Consider the following 25,243-nt stretch of genomic DNA (forward strand, 5'->3'; position numbering starts at 1 on the left):
GGCTCAAGCGCTCAACAATTGCCTGAGAACGTAAGGGAGGATTCCGCCCTCGCGGTAATAGTTCACTTCCACCGGCGTGTCGATGCGCAGGATCACACTGACCTCGCGGCGCTCCCCCGTGGCGCGCGTGATGACCAGCTTTGCCTCGCTCTGCGGCAGCAGCTCGGGGTGCGGGATCACGTCGATGGTCTCATCGCCGGTCAGACCCAGGCTTTCCCAGGAATCGCCAGCCTTGAATTGCAATGGCAACACGCCCATGCCCACAAGGTTGGAGCGGTGGATGCGCTCGAAGCTGCGCGCCACCACGGCCTTGATGCCTAGCAGCTGTGTGCCCTTGGCTGCCCAGTCACGGCTGGAACCGGTGCCGTACTCCTCGCCGGCGAAGATCACCGTGGGCACGCCCGCGGCCTGGTAGCGCATGGCGGCGTCGAAGATGCTCAGCTTCTGGCCCTTGTCTGCGCCCTCCTGCTGATAGAGGGTCAGGCCGCCCTCCTCGCGCGATCCATCGGGCCGGGGCGCCAGCATCAGGTTCTTGATGCGCACGTTGGCGAAGGTGCCGCGCATCATCACGTCGTGGTGTCCGCGGCGCGCGCCGTAACTGTTGAAATCGGCCTTGAGCACACCGCGTTCGAGCAGCCACTGCCCTGCGGGCGACTTCTCGGCGATGTTGCCGGCCGGCGAGATGTGGTCTGTCGTGATGGAGTCGCCAAACAGCGCCATGACACGCGCTCCGCGCACGGTCGGTGGTTCGGCGGTGGTGGCTGCCTCGAGCCTGAAATTCTCGAAGAACGGTGGCTCGGCGATGTAGGTGCTCCTGGGCCAGGTGTAGGCGTTGCCCGAAACGCCCTGGATCTTTTCCCAGAGCTTGCCGGGTTCACTGGCCACGCGTTCGTAGTTGTCGCGGTAGGCCTTGCCATTCATGGCGAACTTCATGAGCTTGTAGATCTCGTCGCTGCTGGGCCACACGTCCCCCAGGTAAACGGGCTTGCCGCCCTTGCCCTTGCCCAGCGGTTCGGTCATGAGGTCTTTCATGACGTTGCCCGCGAGGGCATAGGCCACCACCAGCGGCGGGCTGGCCAGGAAGTTGGCCTTGAGGTTGGGGTGGATGCGGGCCTCGAAGTTGCGGTTGCCCGACAGCACCGCGGCACAGATGAGGTCGTTCTGCGTGATGACGGCATTGAGCTCGGGCGTGAGGTCGCCGGCGTTGCCGATGCAGGTGGTGCAGCCATAACCGGCCAGCGCGAAGCCGAGCTTCTCCAGGTAGGGCAGCAGACCGGTCTGGGTGAGGTATTCGGTGACGATGCGCGATCCCGGCGCGAGCGAGGTCTTGATGTGCGGCTGCACCTTGAGGCCCGCCTCAACGGCCTTCTTGGCCAGCAGGCCGGCCGCCAGCAGCACGCCAGGGTTGCTGGTGTTGGTGCAGCTGGTGATGGCGGCGATGAGCACGTCGCCGTTGCCGATGGTCACCTCCTTGCGCGCGGGCTCCTTGGCCGGCGCACTGGCCCGTACCGGGCGGTTGGCCACCATCTCCGCCTCGAAGCGCGGCGCGCCTTCGGGCGTGGGTTTGGCGCTCGGCACCGGAACGGGGGCGACCTCGCTGTCCTTCGCAGGGTAGCGCGTGTGCAGCAGCTCGGCCGGCCGGTTGAAGCCATTCTCGGCGTTGGGCTTGCTGAACAGTTCGCTGAACTGGCGTGCCACCTGGCCGAGCTCGATCCGATCCTGCGGGCGCTTGGGGCCGGCCAGGCTCGGCGTCACCAGGCCGAGATCCAGCTTGACCACCTTGGAGTAGTCGATATCGCCGCTGGCGGGGACACCGAACAGGCCCTGGGCCCGGAAGTAGGCTTCGAACGCCTCGATCTCCGCCTTGCTGCGGCCAGTGCCACGGAAGTAGTCGAGCGTCTTCTCGTCCACCGGGAAGAAGCCCATGGTGGCGCCGTACTCGGGCGCCATGTTGGCAATGGTGGCGCGGTCAGGCAGGGCGAGCGACTTCGTGCCTTCGCCAAAGAACTCGACGAACTTGCCGACCACCTTGTGCTGGCGCAGGATTTCGGTGACGGTGAGCACCAGGTCGGTGGCGGTGACGCCCTCGCGCAGGCGCCCGGTGAGCTCGAAGCCCACCACGTCGGGCGTGAGGAAGTACACCGGCTGGCCCAGCATGGCGGCCTCGGCCTCGATGCCGCCCACACCCCAGGCCACCACACCAATCCCGTTGATCATGGTGGTGTGGCTGTCGGTGCCCACCAGCGTGTCGGGGTAGTAGAGGCCGCCCTTCATGTGCACGCCACGCGCGAGGTACTCCAGGTTCACCTGGTGCACGATGCCGAAGCCTGGAGGCACCACGCCGAAGGTGTCGAAGGCCTGCATGCCCCACTTCATGAACTGGTAGCGCTCGTTGTTGCGCTGGAACTCCAGCTTCATGTTGAGGTCGAGCGCCTGCCTGGTGCCGTAGTAGTCGACCATCACCGAGTGGTCCACCACCAGATCCACCGGCACGAGCGGTTCGATCTTCTTCGGGTCCTGCCCCATGCGCTGGGCCACGCTGCGCATGGCAGCCAGGTCGGCCAGCAGCGGCACGCCGGTGAAATCCTGCAGCACCACGCGCGCCACGGTGAAGGGAATCTCGTCGGTGCGCGCGGTGTTGGGTTGCCACTGCGCCAGCTGCGCGACGTGCTCGGGCGTTACGCGCTCGCCATCGCAATGGCGCAGCACGCTCTCCAGCACGATGCGCAGCGACACCGGCAGCCGCTTGACCGAGGGGTACTGCTTCGCCAGCGCCGGCAGCGAATAGAACCGACCGCTCTTGCCCGATGCGGTTCTGAAGGTCTTGACAGTGGAAGCGAAGGGATGGGAGAAGTGGTTCGTCGTGGGCATGTGGGCTCCTGGCGGTATCGGTGAAACACCGGCCCATTCTGTCAGCAGCACGCTATTCCGTGCTGACAGCCCTGAATTGCACCCGCAACGCTGCGCCCCCGGCACCTGCGTGCCGGGGGCGCAGCCCTTCAGCGGGGGTGGGGGCTGGGTGACGCCCGCGTCACAACCTGCCGGTGAGCAGCAACACGATCACGATGACCAGCACCACGCCCAGCAGACCGCTGGGCCCGTAGCCCCAGCCCCGGCTGTGCGGCCAGGTGGGAATGACGCCCAGCAGGATCAGGACGAGGAGGATCAGGAGGATGGTTCCGAGTGTCATGGCTGTTTTCCTTCTTTCTTCAGAGAGCGTCGCCCGATGACGGACCATCCATCAGAGGCGCACGCCCAGCGTAGGGGCTGGGCGTGCGCGCATCTGTTCGCTGGCGCACACGCCCTTCAGGCCATCGTGGCGCCCCGTGTGCGGCGCATCGCCATCCACTGCAGCTCGGCCAGCACCAGCACGGCCACGGCCTGCACGACGAGGTACGCCTGCCCCAGCGGCGTGGGCGAGACCAGACCACCGAACAGCAGCGCCAGGCAGCCGATCACCCAGGCGAAATTGCCAAGCACCAGCGCACCCAGCAATGCTCTGTACGGTACTGTCTGCAGCGCCAGGCTACCGGCCAGGGCAACATAGGCGAGCAGCGAGATGCCCGAACCGATGAGCAGCGCGCCAGGCAACCCCAGCAGCGACGACAGCGATCCCGTCAGGACGAGGTGCAACGCTGCGCTGCCGGAGCCGGACAGGGCATCGGCCCAGAGCACGCGGCGCAGGCCGGAGGGAGAGGTGAGGGAGGAGATGAGGGACATGATGTGACTCCTGGTGGGGATGGAACGAAAGGCTCGGGAGCCATCGTCTTGCAGCCGGTGCGCGGCGTCCATGACGTGGGAGGTCATGGCCGCGCGACGTACCGTGCCCTACCATGCCGCCCATGACCGCCCTCCCCTCGACCACCCGCTCTTCGCTGCCCACCCCGTCGCCGTTCGGCGAGCGCTTGCGCCACTGGCGCCAGCGGCGGCGCCTGAGCCAGCTGGACCTCGCCCATGTGGCCGACGTGTCCACGCGACACCTGAGCTACGTGGAAACCGGCCGCGCCAGCCCGAGCCGCGACATGGTGCTGCGCCTGCTCGACAGGCTCGACATTCCCCTGCGCGAGCGCAACACCCTGCTGGAGGCGGCAGGCTACGCGCCCATGTACCGAGAGCGCTCGCTGGACGCCCCCGACATGGCGTCGGCGCGCGCAGCGGTCAAGCGCATCCTCGACTGCCACGAGCCCTGGCCGGCGCTCGCGATGGACCGCCACTGGAACCTGGTGATGGCCAACCGCATGGTGCCGATGCTGATGGCGGGCGCGTCGCCCCGGTTGCTGGAAGGTTCCATCAACGTGCTGCGCCTGAGCCTGCACCCCGATGGTCTGGCACCGCGCATCGCCAACCTTCGCCAATGGCGTGAACACCTGTTCGAGCGGCTGCGCCAGCAGGTCCACGCCACGGGCGACGACACCCTGGCCGCTTTGCTCGCGGAGTTGAAGGCCTATCCGGAATCTTTCGGCAACGACGCCGGCACCCTGCCCGGCGAACACCATGGCGTGCTGATGCCATTCCAGTTCGACACCGGGCAGGGCGTGCTGAACCTGGTGAGCACCACCACCGTGTTCGGCTCGCCGGTGGACATCACGCTGCAGGAACTGGCCCTGGAGACCTTCTTTCCGGCCGATGAGGCCTCGGCGAAGCTGCTGCGTTCGCTGGCCGCGCAGGCCGAAGCCACGCCATCCTGATGCCCGGGTGCGAGGCGAGCGCCGGCTTCGTCCGGTGGGTTTCTTTATTCAGATTCATCTAATTTAGAAATTCATGAAATAATGCGGGCCATGACGTCGAAGAAGGATGCCCTGTTCCTGCAGCAAGGTGCCGCCCAGGCCGCAGCGATGCTGCGTGCCATCGGCAATGAACACCGGCTGGTGGTGCTCTGTCTCCTGATCGAACACGGCGAGATGACGGCGGGCTCCCTGCAAGAGCAGGTCGGGCTGAGTCCGTCCGCCCTGTCCCAGCATCTCGCCCGGATGCGCGCGGAAGGCCTGGTGACGTACCGGCGCGAGTCCCAGACGCTGCACTACCGCATCGACAACCCGGACGCGGCCCGGCTCATCGCCACGCTCAAGTCCATCTTCTGCCCTTGACCCTGCCACCTGGAAGGCCTCTGCCATGTCCCTGAAACCCCTCTCCCCTCAAGCTGCGCAGGCACTACTGAACCAGGGAGCCGTCCTGATCGATATCCGTAGCACGGACGAGCACGCCCGCGAACGCATCGCGCAGGCGCGGCATGTGCCGATGGAGCGACTGAAGGGCAGTGATCTGCCGGTCGTTGGCGCTTCGGCCGTGATCTTCCACTGCCGTTCGGGCAACCGGACACAGGTCAACGCGCCGGTGCTGAGCGCGAGCACCGGGTGCGACGCCTACGTGCTCGAAGGCGGACTGGACGCCTGGAAGAAGGCAGGGCTTCCTGTGATGACCGATGCGTCACAGCCGCTGGAGTTGCAACGGCAGGTGCAGATCGTGGCGGGCTCGCTGATCGTGCTGGGTGCGGTGCTGGGCGCGACCGTCTCGCCCTGGTTTCATGCGCTGTCCGGCTTCGTCGGGGCCGGCCTCGTGTTCGCGGGTGTGTCGGGCTTCTGCGGCATGGCACGCGTGTTGATGCGGATGCCATGGAACCGCAGGGCGCTGGCCGGCGTCCGCTGAACTCGAACGCTTTGTCACCCGGAAAAAAGCCGCTCGGTGAGCGGCTTTTTTTATCGGGTCAAGGGGGAACGCCTTACGCGGCCACGCCCTTGGCGTTGTCGGCGTATTCCTCGATCTGGTCGAAGTTCATGTACTTGTAGATCGCGGCACCATCCTTGTTCACCACGCCCATGGCGTCGTGGTACTCGGCCACGGTGGGAATGTGACCCAGCTTGGAGGCGATGGCAGCCAGCTCGGCCGAGGCGAGGAACACGTTGGTGTTCTTGCCCAGGCGGTTCGGGAAGTTGCGGGTGGAGGTGGACACCACCGTCGCGCCTTCACGCACCTGCGCCTGGTTGCCCATGCACAGCGAGCAACCGGGCATCTCGGTGCGCGCACCGGCCGTGCCGAAGGCCGAGTAGTGGCCTTCCTTGATGAGCTCGCTCTCGTCCATCTTGGTCGGCGGGGCCACCCACAGCTTGACCGGGATGTCGCGCTGGCCACCCAGCAGCTTGGCCGCAGCGCGGAAGTGGCCGATGTTGGTCATGCACGAACCGATGAAAGCTTCATCGATCTTGGTGCCGGCCACGTCGGACAGGGTCTTGGCGTCGTCCGGATCGTTCGGGCAGCAGAGGATGGGTTCCTTGATGTCGGCCAGGTCGATCTCGATGACGGCGGCGTACTCGGCGTTCGCGTCGGCCTCGAGCAGCGTCGGGTTGGCCAGCCAGGCTTCAACCTTCTCGATGCGGCGCTTGAGGGTGCGGGCATCGGCGTAACCGTCGGCGATCATGTTCTTCATCAGCACGACGTTGCTGGTGAGGTATTCCTTGATCGGCTCGGGGTTGAGCTTGATGGTGCAGCCGGCGGCAGAGCGCTCGGCGGAGGCATCGCTCAGCTCGAACGCCTGTTCGACCTTGAGGTCTGGCAGTCCTTCGATCTCCAGGATGCGACCCGAGAAGATGTTCTTCTTGCCGGCCTTGGCCACGGTCAGCAGACCGGCCTTGATGGCGTACAGCGGAATCGCGTGCACCAGGTCGCGCAGGGTCACGCCCGGCTGCATCTGGCCCTTGAAGCGGACCAGGACGGACTCGGGCATGTCCAGCGGCATCACACCGGTGGCGGCACCGAAGGCCACGAGACCGGAGCCGGCGGGGAAGCTGATGCCGATCGGGAAGCGGGTGTGCGAGTCACCGCCGGTGCCCACGGTGTCGGGCAGCAGCAGGCGGTTGAGCCACGAGTGGATCACACCATCGCCCGGGCGCAGGGCGACGCCGCCACGGTTGCTGATGAAGGCCGGCAGTTCGCGGTGTGTCTTCACGTCCACGGGCTTCGGATAGGCCGCGGTATGGCAGAACGACTGCATCACCATGTCGGCGCTGAAGCCCAGGCAGGCCAGATCCTTCAGCTCGTCGCGGGTCATCGGGCCGGTGGTGTCCTGCGAACCCACGGTGGTCATCTTGGGTTCGCAGTAGGTGCCAGGACGCACGCCGAAGCCTTCGGGCAGGCCAACGGCGCGGCCCACCATCTTCTGCGCCAGCGTGAAGCCCGCCTTGGACTCGGCAGGCGCCTGCGGCAGGCGGAACGCCGTGCTGGCGGACAGCCCCAGGAATTCACGTGCCTTGGCGGTGAGCGAACGGCCGATGATCAGGTTGATGCGGCCGCCGGCGCGCACCTCGTCGAACAGCACGTCGCTGCGCAGCTGGAACTCCGCCACGGTGGCACCGTTCTTGGTGATCTTGCCTTCGTAGGGGTGGATGTCGATCACGTCGCCCATTTCGAGCTTGCTCACGTCCACTTCGATCGGCAATGCGCCAGAGTCTTCCTGCGTGTTGAAGAAGATGGGAGCGATCTTGCCGCCCAGCGTCACGCCGCCAAAACGCTTGTTGGGCACGAAGGGGATGTCTTCGCCGGTGGCCCAGATCACGCTGTTGGTGGCGCTCTTGCGGCTGGAACCGGTGCCGACCACGTCGCCCACGTAGGCGACCAGGTGGCCCTTCTTCTTCAGGTCCTCGATGAACTGCATCGGGCCACGCTTGCCGTCTTCCTCGGGCTTGAAGGCCGCGTCCGGGCGGGTGTTCTTCAGCATGGCCAGATAGTGCAGCGGAATGTCGGGGCGGCTCCAGGCATCGGGCGCGGGCGACAGGTCGTCGGTGTTGGTCTCGCCGGGCACCTTGAACACGGTCACGGTGATGGTCTTGTCGACTTCCGGGCGGCTGGTGAACCATTCGGCGTCTGCCCAGCTCTGCATCACCTGGCGGGCCTTGAGATTGCCGGCCTTGGCCTTCTCGGCCACGTCGTTGAAAAAGTCGAACATCAGCAGCGTCTTCTTCAGACCTTCGGCGGCCACGCTGGACACTTCTTCATCGTCCAGCAATTCGATCAGCGGGTGCACGTTGTAGCCGCCCACCATGGTGCCCAGCAACTCGGTGGCCTTGGTCTTGGAGACCAGGCCGACCTTCACGTCGCCGTGTGCCACAGCCGCCAGGAAACTCGCCTTGACCTTGGCGGCGTCGTCCACGCCGGGCGGCACACGGTGCGTCAGCAGGTCCAGCAGGAAGGCCTCCTCACCCGCCGGCGGCGACTTGATCAGCTCGATCAGTTCGGCGACCTGCTTCGCCTCGAGCGGCAGCGGCGGAATGCCCAGCGCGGCGCGTTCGGCGGCATGGGCGCGGTAGTCGGTGAGAAAGGTGGACATGGGATTCTCCAGAGGGATTTGCGTGGGGTCGGAAAACAGTTGGGGACGGCGCAAGCAAGCTCAATGCCGCACGGTGGCGTCGGTGAAGTGGGCTTGCACCGCATCGGGCAAGGACAGGCCGGTCTGGTGCGCGCGCTCCAGCACCTGCCAGAAATACCGGTAGCTCGCCCGGTCGTGCAGCCGGCCGTCGAACTGCACGGGCGCCCAGTCAGCGGCCATGGCGCGCTCGATGAGGGCGGCAGCGGTGTCGACCTCGCGCGCCTGCGGCGCGAACGCCGCCAGGATGGGGCGTATCTGGTCGGGATGGATGCTCCACATGCGCGTGTAGCCCAGTTCACGGGCGGCCTTGCGGGCAGCCTGCTCCAGGGCATCCAGGTGCTTGAACTCGGTCACCACGCAGTGCGAGGGTACCTTGCCGTGCGCATGGCAGGCCGATGCGATCTCCAGCTTGGCGCGGAGCACCAGCGGGTGCGAAAACTGGCCGGCGGCGCTCATGCCGTCGGCGGGGATGGCGCCACCGTGCGCTGACACAAAGTCCATGAGGCCGAAGCTGATGCTCTGCACACGGGCGTGGGCGGCGATGTCAAACGCGCGGTGCACCGCAGCGGGCGATTCGATGAGCACGTGCAGCGGCAGCGTGCCAGCACCAGCGGCATCCAGTGCGTCGGCCGCGCGCTGCACATCCGCCACCGACTCGACCTTGGGCACCATCAGGTGGGTCAGGCGGTGGCCGGCGCGGCCGGCGATGGTGGCCACATCGGCGTCGAACGCCGCATGGTCCACCGGGTGCACGCGCACCGCCACGCGCGCGCCAGGGGCGGCGGCCAGGGCCAGTTCGGTCACCAGCACGGCATGCTCGGCCTCGCCCCCCACGGGAGCACCATCCTCGCAATCCAGTGTGGCGTCGAACACGCAGGTACCGAACTCCTCGGCCATCTCGGCCTGGAGTGCCAGGCTTTTGCGCATCCGGACCTCGACACCGCTGTAGTGGTCGCAGACCGGCAGCGCAAACGCGCCGGCCTGGGCGCCGAGCAGGATGTGACGTGGATGGAGGGTGGCCAAGGCGCGGTTACCAGCCGATTACAGGAGGTGCTTGACGCCGTCCTGCTCGCCCTTGAGCTCGTCCAGGGTCTTGTTGATGCGTTCTTGCGAGAACGCGTCGATCTCCAGGCCTTCAACGATCTTGTACTTGCCACCTTCGGTCGTGACCGGGAAACCGAAGATCACGTCCTTCGGAATGCCGTATTCGCCGTTGGAGGGCACGCCCATGGTGACCCACTGGCCATTGGAACCCAGGGCCCAGTCGCGCATGTGGTCGATGGCGGCGTTGGCCGCAGAAGCGGCGGACGACAGACCACGCGCTTCGATGATGGCGGCGCCGCGCTTGCCCACCGTAGGCAGGAAGGTGTCGGCATTCCAGACCTGGTCATTGATCGTGTCCTTGACGCTCTTGCCGCCGATGGTGGCGAATCGGTAGTCGGCGTACATGGTGGGCGAGTGGTTGCCCCACACGGTCAGCTTCTCGATTTCACCGACCTTGCCACCGGTCTTGGCGGCGATCTGGCTGGCGGCGCGGTTGTGGTCCAGACGCAGCATGGCGGTGAAGTTCTCGCGCGGCAGGCTGGGCGCGCTCTTCATGGCGATGTAGGCATTGGTGTTGGCGGGGTTGCCGACCACCAGCACCTTGACATTGCGGCTGGCGACCTTGTCCAGCGCCTTGCCCTGGGCGGTGAAGATCTGGGCGTTGGCGGCGAGCAGATCGGCACGCTCCATGCCGGGGCCACGAGGACGGGCACCGACCAGCAGGGCGTAGTCGGCATCCTTGAAAGCGACTTCCGGATCGCCCGTGGGAATCACGCCAGCCAGCAGCGGGAAAGCGCAGTCTTCCAGCTCCATGATCACGCCCTTCAGCGCCTTCTGGGCCTTCTCGTCCGGGATTTCCAGCAGTTGCAGGATCACGGGCTGGTCCTTGCCGAGCATTTCGCCGGAGGCAATGCGAAACAACAGGGCGTAACCGATCTGGCCAGCGGCACCGGTGACGGCAACGCGAACGGGCTTCTTGTTCATGGTGAAAACTCCGGAAAAGGACGTTGGGAGAAGATGGGAATGACGAGGCGGGCGAACCCCAGGACGACGGCGGCAAACATGTCAGGAAAACCCGCAGCTCCGGGTCCAGGTCAGCTCGCGAGTGTACCCTCGCAAACCCTGAAGCGTCAATTTGTCTTATGTCTTATATAAGATATGATTCACGTCAGGAGCACCGCATCGCGGCGCCGCAAACGCATGCCCACTTCCACCCAGAACTCTCCTGAAGCGGTGCCGGCCGACGCCGGCGCTTCGGCTGCGTTCGAGAACACCGCACCGGCGTTCAGCCCGTTGTACCAGCAGATCAAGACGCTGATCCTGCGCAGCCTGCAGGCCGGCGAGTGGAAGCCGGGCGACATGATCCCCAGCGAATTCGACCTCGCGGCACGGTTCCGTGTCAGCCAGGGCACGGTGCGCAAGGCCATCGACGCCCTCGCCACCGACAATCTGCTGGTGCGCCGCCAGGGCAAGGGGACCTTCGTGGCCACCCATGCGGAACAGCACATCCAGTACCGCTTCCTGCGCCTGCTGCCCGACACCGGCTCCCTGGAAGAACAAGGCCCGGCCGAGCGGCGCATTGTCGAATGCCGCCGCCTGCGCGCTCCGGCCGAAGTGGCCCGGCAACTGGGTCTGCGCACCGGCGATGCCGTGCTGCAGGTCAAACGCGTGCTCGCGTTCTCAGGGGCGCCCGCCATCCTGGAAGAGCTCTGGCTGCCCGGCGGCCCGTTCAAGGGACTGACGATCGAAGCGCTGTCGGATGACAAGGGCCCGATGTACGCCCTGTTCGAAACCCAGTTCGGCGTGCGCATGGTGCGCGCCGTGGAAAAGATCAAGGCGGTGAGCGCCGACGAGGACACGGCAGCCCTGCTGGGTGTGGCGCCCGGATACCCCCTGCTGAGCGTGGAGCGGCTGGCCTTTACCTACAACGATGAACCGATGGAATTGCGGCGCGGCTTCTACCGCACCGACGCCCGCCACTACCGCAATGAACTGAGCTGATACCCCCTACCCGCGACCACCTGGGCCCCGGAGCATCCGACTGTCAGCCTGCGGCATGGTGCGTTGCAATAGAATTTGACGCGCCTTGGCATTAGTTACCAACCAGTTACCAAGCCGCCACGTTCCCCTCCCCCCCGGAAGAAAGCCCCCACCATGACCGAGTTGACCAAGAAGCGGCCCGAGTTCCGCAACATCAACGCCTTCAAGGATCTCACCACCTACCGCCTGCCACCGGCCGGCTGGGTGTCGATCCTGCACCGCGCCAGCGGTGGCCTGATGTTTGTTCTCCTGCCCCTGATCGTCTGGCTGTTCGACACCTCCGTGTCGTCCGAGCTGTCCTTCGAGCGTTTCAGCTCGGCGTTCTCCGCAGGCATCGGTTTCGTGCCCGGCTGGCTGTTCAAGCTTGTGGTACTGGCCATCATCTGGGCCTACCTGCACCACCTCATCGCCGGCGTCCGCCACCTTTATATGGACGCCTGCCACGCCGTGAGCAAGGAATTCGGCAAGACGTCCGCCATCGTGACGCTGGTCCTGAGCATCGGCCTGACGCTGGTGCTGGGCGCCAAGCTGTTCGGTTTGTACTGATTGCGACGAGGAAACTGACCATGTCCGTCAATTACGGTTCCAAGCGCGTCGTCACCGGCGCCCACTACGGCCTGCGCGACTGGCTCGCCCAGCGCATCACCGCGGCCCTCATGGCCCTCTTCACACTCATCGTGCTGCTGCAGGTGCTGTTCACCAGCGGCCCCATCGGCTACGAGAGCTGGGCCGGCATCTTCGCAAAACAATGGATGAAGGCGCTGACCTTCGCCGTCTTCCTGGCGCTGGCCTACCACGTCTGGGTCGGCATGCGCGACATCTGGATGGACTACGTCAAGCCCGCCGGCATCCGCCTCGTGCTGCACGTTTTCACCATCGTCTGGCTCCTCGCCTGCCTGGGCTGGGCCGTTCAAGTTCTCTGGAGGCTCTGAAGCCATGACCGCATCCGCATCCCTTCCCAAGCGTCAGTTCGACGTGGTCATCGTCGGCGCCGGTGGCTCCGGCATGCGCGCCTCGCTGCAGCTCGCGCGCGCCGGCCTCAAGGTGGCCGTGCTCTCCAAGGTGTTCCCCACCCGCTCGCACACCGTGGCTGCGCAAGGCGGCATCGGTGCCTCGCTCGGCAACATGAACGAGGACAACTGGCACTACCACTTCTACGACACCATCAAGGGTTCCGACTGGCTGGGTGACCAGGACGCCATCGAGTTCATGTGCCGTGAAGCGCCCAAGGTCGTCTACGAACTCGAGCACTTCGGCATGCCGTTCGACCGCAACCCCGACGGCACGATCTACCAGCGCCCCTTCGGCGGCCACACCGCCAACTACGGCGAAAAGCCGGTGCAGCGCGCCTGCGCCGCGGCCGACCGAACCGGTCACGCCATGCTGCACACGCTGTACCAGCAGAACGTGCAGGCCCGCACCACCTTCTTCGTCGAATGGATGGCACTGGACCTGATCCGCGACGCCAGCGGCGACGTTCTCGGCGTGACCGCGCTGGAAATGGAAACCGGCGAAACCTACATCCTCGAGGCCAAGACCACCCTGCTGGCCACCGGCGGTGCGGGCCGCATCTTCGCGGCATCCACCAACGCCTTCATCAACACCGGCGACGGCCTGGGCATGGCGGCACGTGCCGGCATTCCACTGCAGGACATGGAGTTCTGGCAGTTCCATCCCACTGGCGTGGCTGGCGCAGGCGTGCTGCTGACCGAAGGCTGCCGTGGTGAAGGCGCGATCCTGCTCAACAGCGAAGGCGAGCGTTTCATGGAGCGCTATGCGCCCACCCTGAAAGACCTGGCGCCACGCGACTTCGTGAGCCGCTGCATGGACCAGGAAATCAAGGAGGGCCGCGGCTGCGGCCCCAACAAGGACTACGTGCTGCTCAAGCTCGACCACCTCGGCGCGGAGACCATTCACAAGCGCCTGCCGTCGGTGTACGAGATCGGTGTGAACTTCGCCAACGTGGACATCACGCGCGAGCCGATTCCGGTCGTGCCCACCATCCACTACCAGATGGGCGGTATCCCGACCAACATCCACGGCCAGGTGGTCACCCCCGACGGTCAGGGCAACCAGAAGGTGGTCAACGGCCTGTACGCCGTGGGCGAATGTTCCTGTGTGAGCGTGCACGGTGCCAACCGCCTGGGCACCAACTCGCTGCTCGATCTGCTGGTGTTTGGCCGTGCCGCCGGCAACCACATCGTGCAGTACAACGAAAAGAACAGGAACCTCAAACCCCTGCCTGCCGACGCCGCCGACAAGACGCTCGCCCGTCTGGCGCGCCTGGACAACTCCACCGGCGGGGAATACGCGCAGGACGTCGCCAACGACCTGCGCGCCGCCATGCAGCAGCATGCCGGCGTGTTCCGCACCCAGGCCAGCATGGACGAAGGCGTCGCCAAGATCAACGCCATGCGCGAGCGCGTGAAGAACATCGCGCTCAAGGACAAGTCCAAGGTGTTCAATACGGCGCGCATCGAAGCGCTGGAAGTCGAGAACCTCATGGAATGCGCCCAGGCGACGATGACCTCGGCCGCTGCCCGCCGCGAGTGCCGTGGCGCGCACACGGTGAACGACTATGAGCGCCCGGCCGACGACGCGCAGTTCCCGTTGGGCCGCAACGACGCCGAATGGATGAAACACACGCTGTGGGACAGCGCGACCAACACGCTGTCATACAAGCCCGTCAACCTCAAACCCCTGACCGTGGAGTCGGTGCCGCCGAAGGTCCGTACCTTCTGAGCCCCCTCGCACGCACCCCACGACGCACGGAGAAGAACCATGGCAAAACGCACCTTCAAGATCTACCGCTACGACCCGGAAAAGGACGCCAAGCCCTACATGCAGACCATCGAGGTCGAGCTCGACGGGCATGAGCGCATGCTGCTCGACGCGCTGATGAAGCTCAAGGCGGTCGATCCCTCCATCTCGTTCCGCCGCTCCTGCCGCGAAGGCGTCTGCGGCTCGGACGCGATGAACATCAACGGCAAGAACGGTCTGGCCTGCCTGACCAACATGAACACGCTCAAGGGCGACATCGTGCTCAAGCCGCTGCCTGGCCTGCCGGTCGTGCGCGACCTGATCGTGGACATGACGCTGTTCTTCAAGCAGTACAACAGCATCAAGCCCTACCTGATCAACGAAACCATCGCGCCCGAAAAGGAACGCCTGCAGAGCCCGGAGGAGCGCGAAGAGCTCAACGGGCTGTACGAGTGCATTCTTTGCGCGAGCTGCTCCACCAGCTGCCCGAGCTTCTGGTGGAATCCGGACAAGTTCGTCGGCCCTGCCGGCCTGCTGCAGGCCTACCGCTTCATTGCCGACAGCCGCGATCAGGCCACCAGCGAGCGCCTGGACAATCTGGAAGACCCCTATCGCCTGTTCCGCTGCCACACCATCATGAACTGCGTGGATGTCTGCCCCAAGGGGCTGAACCCCACGAAGGCCATTGGCAAGATCAAGGAAATGATGGTGCTGCGCTCGGTCTGAGCAAACACCCCGAACACCATGACCGACACCGCCCTGCAGGACACTTTGCTGGACGAACGCGCGCTGAGCAAGCTGCGCTGGCGGTGCCGTCGTGGCTTGCTCGAGAACGATCTGTTCATCGAGCGATTCTTTGCCAGGCACGAATCTGGCTTGACCGTGCGCCATGCCGAGGCGCTTGGAGCGTTGATGGACCTGTCCGACAACGACCTGCTGGATCTGCTGCTCGGCCGAAAGCCCCTTCAGGGCGATCTTGAACGTGCGGACGTGACGCAAGTGCTTGCACTGCTGCGCGACCTGCGCCCTCTCCCATCATCCGAGGAACCTGCATGAAACTCGTAGACAACAAAGCCACCCTGTCGTTTTCCAACGGCGGCCCCAGTGTCGACCTACCGGTGTACGCCGGCAGCATCGGCCCGGACGTGATCGACATCCGCAAGCTCTACGCGCAGACCGGCATGTTCACCTACGACCCCGGCTTCCTGTCCACGGCCTCGTGCCAGTCGGCCATCACCTATATCGATGGCGACAAGGGCGAGCTGCTGTACCGCGGTTACCCCATCGAGCAACTCGCCACGCAGTGCGACTACCTCGACACCTGCTACCTGCTGCTCAACGGCGAACTGCCGAACGAGGCGCAGCGCGGCGACTTCCACAAGCTCGTGACCAACCACACCATGGTGAACGAGCAGATGCAGTTCTTCCTGCGCGGCTTCCGCCGTGATGCACACCCCATGGCCGTGCTGACCGGTCTGGTTGGCGGCCTGTCGGCCTTCTATCACGACAGCACGGACATCAACAATCCGAAGCACCGCGAGATCGCCGCCATCCGCCTGATCGCCAAGATGCCCACGCTGGTCGCCATGGCCTACAAGTACGGCATCGGCCAGCCCTACATGTACCCGAAGAACGACCTCAGCTACTCGGGCAACTTCCTGCGCATGATGTTCGGCACGCCCTGCGAGGAGTACCAGGTCAACCCGGTGCTCGAACGCGCGCTGGACCGCATCTTCATCCTGCACGCCGACCACGAGCAGAACGCCTCCACCTCGACCGTGCGTCTGTGCGGTTCGTCGGGCACCAACCCGTTCGCCGCGATTGCCGCTGGCGTGGCCTGCCTGTGGGGCCCGGCCCACGGCGGCGCCAACGAAGCCTGCCTGAACATGCTGGAAGACATCCAGCGCCAGGGCGGCGTGTCCAAGGTCGGTGAGTTCATGGAGAAGGTCAAGGACAAGAACTCCGGCGTCAAGCTGATGGGTTTCGGCCACCGCGTGTACAAGAACTACGACCCGCGCGCCAAGCTCATGCAGGAAACGTGCAACGAGGTGCTGCAGGAGCTGGGCCTGGAGAACGATCCCCTGTTCAAGCTCGCCAAGGAGCTGGAAAAGATCGCCCTGGAAGACGAGTACTTCGTTTCGCGCAAGCTGTACCCCAACGTGGACTTCTACTCCGGCATCGTGCAGCGCGCCATCGGCATCCCGGTGAACCTGTTCACCGGCATCTTCGCGCTGGCCCGTACCGTGGGCTGGATCGCCCAGCTCAACGAGATGATCAGCGATCCCGAGTACAAGATCGGCCGCCCGCGCCAGCTCTTCACCGGCTCGCCGCGCCGTGACGTCAAGCCGATCACCAGCCGCTGAGCCTTCTTCGGCCAGAAAGCCCGCCCCAGGCGGGCTTTTTTTTCGCCCACTGCCAGCGTATTGCGGCACCTAAGACATCGCATTTCAAGATGCCAAAAATCAAAAACAAGGAGGAAAATGCGCACATGGCTTCTTGAAATGAGAAGCCACACGCCACATGCTTTCCGAACGCAACTTCGCCCGTCAGATCGATCTCACCTCACTGCAGCTGTTTGTGGCGGTGTGTGAGTCGGGCAGCATCGGCCGAGCAGCAGAGCGCGAGTTCATTGCGGCCTCGGCCATCAGCAAGCGCCTGTCGGATCTCGAGAACACGCTGGGCACGCCCTTGCTGAACCGGCACGCGCGGGGCGTGCGACTCACGCCCGCTGGCGAAGGTCTTCTGCACCACGCCCGCGCGGTGCTGTTCGGGCTGGAGAAGATGCAGGTCGAACTGGCAGAGTACGCCGATGGCGTGCGGGGCCATGTGCGGGTGCATGCCAGCATTTCCGCGATCGTCCAGTTCCTCCCGGAAGACCTGGGCGCATTCGCCCGCAGCCATCCGCAAATCAAGATCGACCTGGAAGAACACCTGAGCCCGGAAGTTCTGCGGGCCGTGAAGGAGGGTGCAACCGACCTGGGACTGTGCAACGGCGCCACGGGAACCGGCGGCCTGCAGAGCCGGCCTTACCGGCGCGACCGCCTGGTGCTGGTGGTACCGCGCGGACATGCCTTGGCGGGTGGCGAGCCCATCGCATTCGAGGCTGCCCTGCCCTACGACCACGTGGGCCTGCACGCCAACAGCTCCATCCACCTGGCCACGCACCAGGCCGCCACCGAGGCAGGTACGGCAGTGCGCGTGCGCATCCGCGTCACCGGTCTGGACGCCATGTGCCGCATGATCGCCAACGGCCTGGGGGTCGGGGTGATGCCCGAACGGGCCTTCCACCTGCTGAGCACCGACGACTCGCTCCTTGCAGCACCCCTGACCGATGCATGGGCTCAGCGCCAGCTCGTGCTGGTGGCGCGCGACTTCTCCAGCCTGCCCACGGCGGCACGCCTTCTTGTCGAGCACCTGGCGGCCACAGATTCACCCCAGTCGACCTAAAATCCATCCTCCACGAAAAGCCAAAGCCATGCCACGCACGCTCTACGACAAGATCTGGGACGAACACGTTGTCCATACCGAGGAGGACGGCACGTCCGTGCTCTACATTGACCGCCACCTGGTCCACGAAGTCACCAGCCCGCAGGCCTTCGAAGGTCTGCGCCAGGCTGGGCGCAAGGTCTGGCGTGTGAGCTCGGTGGTGGCCACGGCCGACCACAACACCCCCACCAGCGGCTGGGAACTCGGGTACGACGGCATCACCGATCCGATCAGCAAGGAACAGATCACCACGCTGGACAGCAACATCGCGGAATTTGGTGCCGCCGCCTTTTTCCCGTTCATGTCCAAGCGCCAGGGCATCGTGCATGTGATCGGCCCGGAGAACGGCGCCACGCTGCCGGGCATGACCGTGGTGTGCGGCGACAGCCACACGTCCACCCATGGCGCGTTCGGCGCCCTGGCCCATGGCATCGGCACCAGCGAGGTGGAGCACGTGCTTGCCACCCAGACCTTGCTTGCGAAAAAGGCCAAGAACATGCTGGTGCGTGTGGAAGGCCAGCTCGCCAAGGGCTGCACGGCCAAGGACATCGTGCTGGCCATCATCGGCAAGATCGGCACCGCAGGTGGCACGGGTTACACCATCGAATTCGGCGGCTCCGCGATCCGTGCGCTGAGCATGGAAGGCCGCATGACGGTGTGCAACATGGCCATCGAAGGCGGCGCTCGCGCGGGCCTGGTGGCGGTGGACGACAAGACCATTGACTACGTGAAAGGCCGGCCCCTTTCGCCCACGGGAGTGGAGTGGGACCAGGCCGTGGCCTACTGGAAAACGCTGCACTCCGACGCCGACGCGAAATTCGACGCCGTGGTCGAACTCGATGCCACACAGATCGTGCCGCAGGTCACCTGGGGCACTTCGCCTGAAATGGTGCTGGGCATCGATGGCACGGTCCCCGACCCCGACCGGGAGAAGGATGCCAACAAGCGGGGTGCCATCGAACGCGCCCTCACCTACATGGACCTGTCGCCGGGCAAACCCCTCAATGACATCTTCATCGATAAGGTCTTCATCGGCTCCTGCACCAACAGCCGCATCGAAGACATGCGGGAAGCTGCGGCCGTGGTGAAGAAGCTGGGGCAGAAGGTGGCCAGAAACGTCAAGCTGGCGCTGGTGGTACCGGGCTCCGGCCTCGTCAAGGCCCAGGCCGAGCGCGAAGGCCTGCACGAAATCTTCAAGGCAGCGGGCTTCGAATGGCGCGAGCCCGGCTGCTCCATGTGCCTGGCCATGAACGCCGACCGGCTCGAACCTGGCGAGCGCTGCGCCTCGACCAGCAACCGCAACTTCGAAGGCCGCCAGGGCGCTGGTGGGCGCACACACCTCGTTTCCCCCGCCATGGCCGCTGCGGCGGCCGTGCACGGCCACTTCGTGGACGTGCGCACCTTCGCTTGACCCCCAACCGAAACCACCTCAGGAGACTCACATGAAACGCATTGCCGTCATTGCTGCCGCCTTCGCCCTCTCGCTGACGCTGGCTGCCTGCAACACCTGGTCCGGTGTCAAGCAGGACGCCAAGGAAGTGGGACAGGCCGCTGGCAAGGGCATCGAAAGAGCTGGCGAAAAAGTCCAGGAAGTCGCCAAGTAAAAGACGCCCACCAACATGCAGAAATTCACCCTCCACAAGGGCCTCGTGGCCCCGATGGACCGCGAGAACGTCGACACCGACGCGATCATTCCCAAGCAGTTCCTCAAGTCGATCCGCAAGACCGGCTTCGGGCCCAATCTGTTCGACGAGTGGCGCTACCTCGACAAGGGCGAGCCGGGGCAAGACCCGGCCAGCCGCAAGCCCAACCCCGACTTCGTGCTCAACCAGCCGCGCTACGCCGGCGCGTCGGTGCTGCTGGCGCGCAAGAACTTCGGCTGCGGCTCCAGCCGCGAACACGCGCCCTGGGCCATCGATCAGTACGGCTTCCGCGCGATCATTGCGCCGAGCTACGCCGACATCTTCTTCAACAACTGCTTCAAGAATGGCCTGCTGCCGATCCAGTTGTCCGAAGAACAGGTGGCACAGCTGTTCGACGAGGTCGCAGCCTTCCCTGGTTACCAGCTCACCATCGATCTGGAACGTCAGGTGGTCGTCAAGCCGCAGGGAGAGGAAATTCCCTTTGACGTGCAGGCGTTCCGCAAATACTGCCTGCTCAATGGTCTGGACGATATCGGCCTCACCTTGCGCTACAAGGACAAGATCGCCGCGTTCGAAGCCGAGCGCATGGCAACCAAGCCCTGGCTGGCGCACACGATGACGGCCAACGCCTGAACGCCCCCTCGCCTTTCCTGAGTCCCCCCGTATCGCATTGCGCCCGGGGTACCCACCGCACATCACATGAAAATCGCAGTTCTTCCAGGTGACGGTATCGGCACCGAAATCGTCGCCGAAGCCGTCCGCGTTCTCCAGGCGCTCGAGTTGCCCATCGAAATGGAATCCGCCCTCGTCGGTGGCGCAGCTTACGAGGCCCATGGCCATCCACTGCCAGAATCCACGTTGAAGCTGGCCATGGACGCGGATGCGGTGCTGTTCGGCGCCGTGGGCGACTGGAAGTACGACAAGCTGGATCGCCCCCTGCGGCCGGAACAGGCAATCCTCGGCCTGCGCAAGCACCTCGGACTGTTCGCCAACTTTCGCCCGGCCATCTGCTATCCCGAACTGGTGGGCGCCTCCAGCCTCAAACCCGAACTCATCGCCGGGCTGGATATCCTCATCATCCGCGAGCTGACCGGTGACATCTACTTCGGCCAGCCTCGCGGCCGGCGCACCGCCACCGACGGGCACTTCCCCGGCGCGGAAGAAGCCTTCGACACCATGCGTTACAGCAAGCCCGAGATCGAGCGCATTGCGCACGTGGCGTTCCAGGCCGCGCGCAAACGCAACAAGAAGGTGACCAGTGTCGACAAGGCCAACGTCCTGGAAACCTTCCAGTTCTGGAAAGACGTCGTCACCGAAGTGCACGCCCAGTACCCGGACGTGGAACTCGAGCACATGTATGTGGACAACGCGGCCATGCAACTGGTGCGCGCACCCAAGAAATTCGACGTGGTGGTCACCGGCAACATGTTCGGTGACATCCTCTCCGACGAGGCGTCCATGCTCACCGGTTCGATCGGTATGCTGCCCTCGGCATCCCTGAACACGAAGAACCAGGGCTTGTACGAACCCAGCCACGGCAGCGCGCCGGACATCGCGGGCAAGAACCTGGCCAATCCTCTGGCTACAATACTGTCCGCTGCCATGATGCTCAGATTCACTTTCAACCAGACCGAAGCCGCCGACCGCATTGAACGTGCGGTCAGCAGCGTGCTTGCGTCCGGTCTGCGCACCACGGACATCTGGTCTGAGGGCACGACCAAGGTGAGCACCCGCGGCATGGGCGATGCCGTCGTGGCCGCCATCACCAAAACCATTACCAAGGGCTGATACAGCTCCGGTTCGTCACGCCCCTTCCCGGCCAGACGAGCCGGGGCAAAACGGTTTTTTAACTGAAGGGCGTTGACATGAAACTCGTAGGACTTGTTGGCTGGCGCGGCATGGTTGGGTCCGTGCTGATGGACCGCATGGTCGCGGAAAGCGACTTCGACCTGATCGAACCCCTGTTTTTCTCCACCTCGAACGCGGGCGGCAAGGCCCCTGCCATGGCGAAAAACGAAACCGTGCTGCAGGATGCACACGACATCGAAGCGCTCAAGCGCTGCGACATCGTGATCACCGCACAGGGCGGCGACTACACCAGCGAGGTCTATCCCAAGCTGCGCGCGGCCGGATGGAACGGCCACTGGATCGACGCTGCGTCCACCTTGCGCATGGACAAGAAGGCGGTCATCGTCCTGGACCCGGTGAACCTGCCTGTCATCCAGAACGCGCTGGCCCATGGCGGCAAGGACTGGATCGGCGGCAACTGCACCGTGAGCTGCATGCTCATGGGTGTGGGCGCGTTGTACAAGGCCGGGCTCGTCGAATGGATGAGCACGCAGACCTACCAGGCCGCATCCGGCGGCGGTGCGCAACACATGCGCGAACTGCTCACGCAGTACGGCACGCTCAATGCGGAAGTGAAGTCCCTGCTGGACGACCCCAAGAGCGCCATCCTGGAAATCGACCGCAAGGTTATTGCCAGGCAACGCTCTCTCACCGGCGCCGAGACCGCCAACTTCGGCGTTCCCCTGGGCGGCTCGCTCATCCCCTGGATCGACAAGGATCTGGGCAACGGCATGTCCAAGGAAGAGTGGAAGGGCATGGCCGAGACCAACAAGATCCTGGGCATGGGCGAAGGCTTCAACAGCGCCGCCATTCCCGTGGACGGCTTCTGTGTGCGGGTGGGCGCCATGCGCTGCCACAGCCAGGCGCTCACCTTCAAGCTCAAGAAGGACGTGCCGCTGGCCGATATCGAAGGCATGATCGCGGCGGACAACGCCTGGGTGAAAGTGGTGCCCAACACGCGCGAGGCAACCATTCAGGATCTGACGCCAGTGGCGGTGACGGGCACCATGACAATCCCGGTGGGCCGCATTCGCAAGCTGGCCATGGGTCCCGAATACCTGGGTGCGTTCACCATTGGCGACCAGTTGCTCTGGGGCGCAGCCGAACCACTGCGTCGCATGCTTCGCATCCTGCTGGAAGCCTGAGCACCATCGGTGCGTGTATCAGGGACGTGTATGTGAAGGGTCGCTCACGTTGCGCCACTGCAACGCGGGCGTCCGCCCAGTAACGGGAGATGACCGGTGAAGAAACTCAAGCGGATTCTCAGCTTGTCACTGTAATGCGTTGATGTTAAGGTCAATTCTCGGTTTTTTACGTCGAGGTCAAAGTGCCATCCAACTCCCGCTACACGCCATCCCAACAGAGCCGCCAAGTGCAACAAAGTGCTGGTTTACGCGGCCTCGCCCGGCTGCATGCGGTCGCTGCGGCAGCGTTGCTGTGCGCGAGCCTGGCCCATCACCCGGATGCGCAGGCCCTGGCACTTGGTCGTGTGGTGGTGCAGTCTGCTCTCGGTGAGCCCCTGCGGGCGGAAATCGATGTGCCCGATATCAATGCCGAGGAAGCGGCCAGCCTGCGTGTGGGCCTGGCATCAGGTGATACCTTCCGTGCTGCCGGGGTGGATGTCAACCCTGTGCTGGCCAACCTGCAGATCAGCCTGCAGCGACGCCCTGATGGCCGTGCGTACCTGCGCCTGACGAGTTCGCGTCCCGTCACCGAACCCTTTGTCGACCTCATCGTCGAGGCCAACTGGTCATCCGGACGCGTGGTCCGCGACTACACCCTGCTCTTCGATCCACCCAATCTTCGCGCCGCCGCACCTCAACCGGCACCAGTTGCTCCCGGCGTCAGTGCCCCGGCCCCGTCCGCGCAGGCACCACGTCCGGCACCTGCACCCAGCGCCGTGCAGCCCCAAGTCCAACCGCCCCGTGCCGTGGCGCCCGCCCCGAGCCCGGTGGCGCCGCCGACACCAGCAGCCCCAGCTCCGGCCCCGAGCGCAGCAGGCGGTGGGCAGGTGCGTGTGCAGTCGGGCGATACAGCTGGCGCCATTGCCGCCGCCAACAAACCCGCCAACGTATCGTTGGACCAGATGCTCGTGGCCATGCTGCGGCAGAACCCGAACGCCTTCATTTCTGGCAATGTCAACCGCATGCGTTCCGGCGTGGTGCTCGACTTGCCCAGCGCCGCAGAAGCCAGCGCCATTCCGCAGAGTGAGGCCCGCCAGACCATCACGGCCCAGAGCCGGGATTTCAACGAATTCCGACGCCGTCTTGCAGGCAGCGCTCCCGAAGCCGGCGTTGCTGCAGCGGATCGGCAAGCCGCCGGTCAGGTGCAGACAGAAGTCAAGGACGCCAAGCCTGCAGCGCCCGCCGCCGACAAGCTGACCTTGTCGAAGGAGGGCGCACCGGGTCAGGCGGCCAACGAAGAGCGAATTGCCAAAGAGCGCCAGGCGCAGGAATCCTCCTCGCGCGTGGCCGAGCTCTCCAGAAACATCGAAGAACTGTCAAAACTGGGTTCTGGCAGCGCACCGGCACCCGCCGCGCCAGCACCTGCTCCCGCAGCCCCGGCCGCGCCCGCTGCAACCACGCCCGCACCCAGCGTGACCGTGCCCACGGCCCCGGCCCCGACGGAAGCGGCGCCCGCTCCTGCCGCGCCAGCAGCAGAAGCCCCCGCACCGGCACCGGCCCCGGCCGAACCGCCTGCAGCCGAGGCGCCGGCCTCGACGACGCCTGCACCGGTCAAGCCACCGCTGCCGGTGCCCACCCCGCTGCCGGATGAGCCCTCGTTCTTCGACCAATTGCGCGACAACCCGCTGCTGATGCCTTTGGCCGGCGGATTGCTGGCGCTCCTGGCAGGCTTTGGGCTCTACCGCATGCGCCAACGCAAGAACGGCTCGAACGTCGACAGCTCTTTCCTGGAAAGCCGCCTGCAGCCGGATTCGTTCTTCGGTTCCAGTGGTGGACAGCGGATCGACACCGCAGAATCCGTGGCCTCTGGCTCGTCCATGGTGTATTCACCCAGCCAGCTGGACGCTGCGGGCGACGTGGACCCTGTGGCAGAAGCCGACGTCTACCTGGCCTACGGTCGCGACTTGCAGGCCGAGGAAATCCTCAAGGAAGCCATGCGCAGCACCCCGACGCGCGTGGCCATCCACAACAAGCTGCTGGAAATCTACGCCAAGCGACGCGATGCGCGTGCGTTCGAAGTGGTCGCGACCGAAGCTTACGGCCTGACACAAGGCCAGGGCCCGGAGTGGGAGCATGCCTGCGAACTCGGGAAGGAACTGGATCCGTCCAACCCCTTGTACCAACCCGGTGGCGCCCCCGCCATCAAGGTGGCAGCCACCGCCGGCATCGCTGGCGCGGGCCTGAACACCATGCCTTTCGGTGCCAGCACCCTGACAGAAACGGGCAAATCGGGCGCAGCATCTGGCATGGGCGACCTAGACCTGGATCTTGACTTCTCGCTCGACGAACCCGCCAACGTGCCCTCTCCGGCTTCCGCACACGTTGCGCCCGAAGCCGAGATGTCCAGCCTGGACGACCTCAAGAGCACCGACGAACTGACCCGTGCGCCTGCCGATGAGAAGGAAGGCGCACCGTCCTCGATGTCAATGGACTTCGACCTCGACTTCCCCTCCGGCCCGGCGCCACTGCAGGAACACACGCCTGAGCCGATGCCGACCATGGATCTCACGCCGCCGCCGAGCGTCGACGCACTGGCTTTCGATGACGGCCCCATCATCGGCCTGGACACACCTGCCGACGAGAGCCGGCAGGACCCTGCCCCCGCCGCCCCCGAGATGATGTCGTTCGACCTGAACAACATCAACCTGGATCTGAACACGCCCCCCGTGGAAGACGAGTCCACGTCCGCAGGCCGCCTCACGGAAGAAAACCCGCTGGAGACCAAGCTGTCCCTGGCGGAAGAATTCCGCGCCATTGGCGACTTCGAAGGAGCGCGTTCGCTGGCGGAGGAGGTGCTTGCCGAAGCGTCCGGCACGCTCAAGGCCAAGGCCGGCACGTTCCTGGCCGATCTGGCCTGACGCGCCGCGCCCGGCCCGCCC

General features: G+C 65.1%; 23 protein-coding genes. 17 read left to right on the plus strand and 6 right to left on the minus strand.

Annotated features, from left to right (window positions below):
• Nucleotides 1-3 precede the first annotated feature (3 nt).
• The 3 genes from acnA to J2X09_RS12580 form a co-directional block, all read right to left on the minus strand.
• Nucleotides 4-2,871, minus strand: a complete 2,868-nt coding sequence (acnA, locus tag J2X09_RS12570; RefSeq protein WP_204733758.1) for an aconitate hydratase AcnA — start codon at nucleotides 2,869-2,871, stop codon at nucleotides 4-6.
• Between the two features lie 160 nt (nucleotides 2,872-3,031).
• Nucleotides 3,032-3,190, minus strand: coding sequence for a DUF3309 family protein (locus J2X09_RS12575; RefSeq protein WP_204733757.1), 159 nt, complete (start codon nucleotides 3,188-3,190; stop codon nucleotides 3,032-3,034).
• 116 nt (nucleotides 3,191-3,306) lie between these two features.
• Nucleotides 3,307-3,720, minus strand: a complete 414-nt coding sequence (locus J2X09_RS12580; protein WP_204733756.1) for a hypothetical protein — start codon at nucleotides 3,718-3,720, stop codon at nucleotides 3,307-3,309.
• A 122-nt stretch (nucleotides 3,721-3,842) separates the two neighbouring features.
• On the opposite strand from J2X09_RS12580, the gene J2X09_RS12585 reads away from it, so the two are divergent.
• The 3 genes from J2X09_RS12585 (at nucleotide 3,843) to J2X09_RS12595 (ending at nucleotide 5,646) form a co-directional block, all read left to right on the plus strand.
• Complete coding sequence (locus J2X09_RS12585) at nucleotides 3,843-4,688, plus strand: MmyB family transcriptional regulator (RefSeq protein ID WP_204733755.1); 846 nt, start codon at nucleotides 3,843-3,845, stop codon at nucleotides 4,686-4,688.
• A gap of 90 nt (nucleotides 4,689-4,778) precedes the next feature.
• Nucleotides 4,779-5,087, plus strand: a complete 309-nt coding sequence (locus J2X09_RS12590; protein WP_204733754.1) for an ArsR/SmtB family transcription factor — start codon at nucleotides 4,779-4,781, stop codon at nucleotides 5,085-5,087.
• Between the two features lie 25 nt (nucleotides 5,088-5,112).
• Nucleotides 5,113-5,646 carry a rhodanese family protein gene (locus tag J2X09_RS12595; protein ID WP_204733753.1) on the plus strand — a complete coding sequence of 178 codons (534 nt, stop codon included), beginning with the start codon at nucleotides 5,113-5,115 and terminating at the stop codon, nucleotides 5,644-5,646.
• 73 nt (nucleotides 5,647-5,719) lie between these two features.
• Here J2X09_RS12595 and acnB read toward each other — a convergent pair whose 3' ends face one another.
• From acnB to J2X09_RS12610, 3 genes are read right to left on the minus strand one after another with little or no spacing between them, the layout of a single operon-like run.
• Entirely contained in the window at nucleotides 5,720-8,320 is a 2,601-nt protein-coding gene (acnB, locus tag J2X09_RS12600; protein WP_204733752.1) for a bifunctional aconitate hydratase 2/2-methylisocitrate dehydratase, read from the minus strand.
• Nucleotides 8,321-8,380: 60 nt separating this feature from the next.
• A complete protein-coding gene (locus J2X09_RS12605; RefSeq protein ID WP_310308418.1) occupies nucleotides 8,381-9,382 on the minus strand; it encodes an HpcH/HpaI aldolase/citrate lyase family protein in 1,002 nt (333 codons plus the stop codon).
• Between the two features lie 18 nt (nucleotides 9,383-9,400).
• Complete coding sequence (locus J2X09_RS12610; RefSeq protein ID WP_204733751.1) at nucleotides 9,401-10,387, minus strand: malate dehydrogenase; 987 nt, start codon at nucleotides 10,385-10,387, stop codon at nucleotides 9,401-9,403.
• A 216-nt stretch (nucleotides 10,388-10,603) separates the two neighbouring features.
• Between J2X09_RS12610 and J2X09_RS12615 the strand changes: the two genes are divergently transcribed.
• The 14 genes from J2X09_RS12615 to J2X09_RS12680 all read left to right on the plus strand — a co-directional run bounded on the left by J2X09_RS12615 (nucleotide 10,604) and on the right by J2X09_RS12680 (nucleotide 25,222).
• Nucleotides 10,604-11,404: a GntR family transcriptional regulator gene (locus J2X09_RS12615; RefSeq protein WP_204733750.1), complete on the plus strand. Its 801-nt coding sequence runs from the start codon at nucleotides 10,604-10,606 to the stop codon at nucleotides 11,402-11,404.
• Between the two features lie 153 nt (nucleotides 11,405-11,557).
• On the plus strand, nucleotides 11,558-11,989 hold the full coding sequence (gene sdhC, locus J2X09_RS12620) for a succinate dehydrogenase, cytochrome b556 subunit (protein ID WP_204733749.1): 432 nt from the start codon (nucleotides 11,558-11,560) through the stop codon (nucleotides 11,987-11,989).
• A 20-nt stretch (nucleotides 11,990-12,009) separates the two neighbouring features.
• Nucleotides 12,010-12,375 (plus strand): succinate dehydrogenase, hydrophobic membrane anchor protein, encoded by a 366-nt coding sequence (sdhD, locus tag J2X09_RS12625; RefSeq protein WP_204733748.1) that lies wholly within the window; start codon nucleotides 12,010-12,012, stop codon nucleotides 12,373-12,375.
• Between the two features lie 4 nt (nucleotides 12,376-12,379).
• Entirely contained in the window at nucleotides 12,380-14,185 is a 1,806-nt protein-coding gene (gene sdhA / locus J2X09_RS12630) for a succinate dehydrogenase flavoprotein subunit (RefSeq protein ID WP_204733747.1), read from the plus strand.
• A 39-nt stretch (nucleotides 14,186-14,224) separates the two neighbouring features.
• A complete protein-coding gene (locus J2X09_RS12635) occupies nucleotides 14,225-14,929 on the plus strand; it encodes a succinate dehydrogenase iron-sulfur subunit (RefSeq protein ID WP_204733746.1) in 705 nt (234 codons plus the stop codon).
• A gap of 18 nt (nucleotides 14,930-14,947) precedes the next feature.
• A complete protein-coding gene (locus tag J2X09_RS12640) occupies nucleotides 14,948-15,259 on the plus strand; it encodes an FAD assembly factor SdhE (RefSeq protein WP_204733745.1) in 312 nt (103 codons plus the stop codon).
• Nucleotides 15,256-16,566 (plus strand): citrate synthase, encoded by a 1,311-nt coding sequence (locus tag J2X09_RS12645; RefSeq protein ID WP_204733744.1) that lies wholly within the window; start codon nucleotides 15,256-15,258, stop codon nucleotides 16,564-16,566. Before J2X09_RS12640 ends, J2X09_RS12645 begins: the two co-directional genes overlap by 4 nt.
• 157 nt (nucleotides 16,567-16,723) lie before the next feature.
• Entirely contained in the window at nucleotides 16,724-17,650 is a 927-nt protein-coding gene (locus J2X09_RS12650) for a LysR family transcriptional regulator (RefSeq protein ID WP_204733743.1), read from the plus strand.
• A gap of 28 nt (nucleotides 17,651-17,678) precedes the next feature.
• Complete coding sequence (gene leuC, locus J2X09_RS12655; RefSeq protein WP_204733742.1) at nucleotides 17,679-19,100, plus strand: 3-isopropylmalate dehydratase large subunit; 1,422 nt, start codon at nucleotides 17,679-17,681, stop codon at nucleotides 19,098-19,100.
• A 31-nt stretch (nucleotides 19,101-19,131) separates the two neighbouring features.
• Nucleotides 19,132-19,293: an entericidin EcnAB gene (locus J2X09_RS12660; protein ID WP_204733741.1), complete on the plus strand. Its 162-nt coding sequence runs from the start codon at nucleotides 19,132-19,134 to the stop codon at nucleotides 19,291-19,293.
• A 15-nt stretch (nucleotides 19,294-19,308) separates the two neighbouring features.
• A complete protein-coding gene (gene leuD, locus J2X09_RS12665) occupies nucleotides 19,309-19,965 on the plus strand; it encodes a 3-isopropylmalate dehydratase small subunit (protein WP_204733740.1) in 657 nt (218 codons plus the stop codon).
• A 66-nt stretch (nucleotides 19,966-20,031) separates the two neighbouring features.
• Nucleotides 20,032-21,120 (plus strand): 3-isopropylmalate dehydrogenase, encoded by a 1,089-nt coding sequence (gene leuB, locus J2X09_RS12670; protein WP_204733739.1) that lies wholly within the window; start codon nucleotides 20,032-20,034, stop codon nucleotides 21,118-21,120.
• Between the two features lie 77 nt (nucleotides 21,121-21,197).
• Nucleotides 21,198-22,325, plus strand: coding sequence for an aspartate-semialdehyde dehydrogenase (gene asd / locus J2X09_RS12675; protein ID WP_204733738.1), 1,128 nt, complete (start codon nucleotides 21,198-21,200; stop codon nucleotides 22,323-22,325).
• Nucleotides 22,326-22,552: 227 nt separating this feature from the next.
• Nucleotides 22,553-25,222, plus strand: a complete 2,670-nt coding sequence (locus tag J2X09_RS12680) for a FimV/HubP family polar landmark protein (RefSeq protein WP_204733737.1) — start codon at nucleotides 22,553-22,555, stop codon at nucleotides 25,220-25,222.
• Nucleotides 25,223-25,243: the final 21 nt, after the last annotated feature.

Origin of the sequence: Hydrogenophaga laconesensis, from assembly GCF_031457235.1 — a bacterium.
GTDB lineage: Bacteria > Pseudomonadota > Gammaproteobacteria > Burkholderiales > Burkholderiaceae_C > Hydrogenophaga > Hydrogenophaga laconesensis.

Bases quoted from the DNA above. Each gene is read 5' to 3' on its own strand.
- J2X09_RS12595 (WP_204733753.1), top strand. From the start codon at position 5,113: ATGTCCCTGAAACCCCTCTCCCCTCAAGCTGCGCAGGCACTACTGAAC.
- asd (WP_204733738.1), top strand. From the start codon at position 21,198: ATGAAACTCGTAGGACTTGTTGGCTGGCGCGGCATGGTTGGGTCCGTG.
- sdhA (WP_204733747.1), top strand. From the start codon at position 12,380: ATGACCGCATCCGCATCCCTTCCCAAGCGTCAGTTCGACGTGGTCATC.
- sdhD (WP_204733748.1), top strand. From the start codon at position 12,010: ATGTCCGTCAATTACGGTTCCAAGCGCGTCGTCACCGGCGCCCACTAC.
- leuC (WP_204733742.1), top strand. From the start codon at position 17,679: ATGCCACGCACGCTCTACGACAAGATCTGGGACGAACACGTTGTCCAT.
- leuD (WP_204733740.1), top strand. From the start codon at position 19,309: ATGCAGAAATTCACCCTCCACAAGGGCCTCGTGGCCCCGATGGACCGC.
- J2X09_RS12585 (WP_204733755.1), top strand. From the start codon at position 3,843: ATGACCGCCCTCCCCTCGACCACCCGCTCTTCGCTGCCCACCCCGTCG.
- leuB (WP_204733739.1), top strand. From the start codon at position 20,032: ATGAAAATCGCAGTTCTTCCAGGTGACGGTATCGGCACCGAAATCGTC.
- sdhC (WP_204733749.1), top strand. From the start codon at position 11,558: ATGACCGAGTTGACCAAGAAGCGGCCCGAGTTCCGCAACATCAACGCC.
- J2X09_RS12580 (WP_204733756.1), bottom strand. From the start codon at position 3,720: ATGTCCCTCATCTCCTCCCTCACCTCTCCCTCCGGCCTGCGCCGCGTG.
- J2X09_RS12615 (WP_204733750.1), top strand. From the start codon at position 10,604: ATGCCCACTTCCACCCAGAACTCTCCTGAAGCGGTGCCGGCCGACGCC.
- acnB (WP_204733752.1), bottom strand. From the start codon at position 8,320: ATGTCCACCTTTCTCACCGACTACCGCGCCCATGCCGCCGAACGCGCC.
- J2X09_RS12640 (WP_204733745.1), top strand. From the start codon at position 14,948: ATGACCGACACCGCCCTGCAGGACACTTTGCTGGACGAACGCGCGCTG.
- acnA (WP_204733758.1), bottom strand. From the start codon at position 2,871: ATGCCCACGACGAACCACTTCTCCCATCCCTTCGCTTCCACTGTCAAG.
- J2X09_RS12660 (WP_204733741.1), top strand. From the start codon at position 19,132: ATGAAACGCATTGCCGTCATTGCTGCCGCCTTCGCCCTCTCGCTGACG.
- J2X09_RS12610 (WP_204733751.1), bottom strand. From the start codon at position 10,387: ATGAACAAGAAGCCCGTTCGCGTTGCCGTCACCGGTGCCGCTGGCCAG.
- J2X09_RS12575 (WP_204733757.1), bottom strand. From the start codon at position 3,190: ATGACACTCGGAACCATCCTCCTGATCCTCCTCGTCCTGATCCTGCTG.
- J2X09_RS12590 (WP_204733754.1), top strand. From the start codon at position 4,779: ATGACGTCGAAGAAGGATGCCCTGTTCCTGCAGCAAGGTGCCGCCCAG.
- J2X09_RS12645 (WP_204733744.1), top strand. From the start codon at position 15,256: ATGAAACTCGTAGACAACAAAGCCACCCTGTCGTTTTCCAACGGCGGC.
- J2X09_RS12650 (WP_204733743.1), top strand. From the start codon at position 16,724: ATGCTTTCCGAACGCAACTTCGCCCGTCAGATCGATCTCACCTCACTG.
- J2X09_RS12635 (WP_204733746.1), top strand. From the start codon at position 14,225: ATGGCAAAACGCACCTTCAAGATCTACCGCTACGACCCGGAAAAGGAC.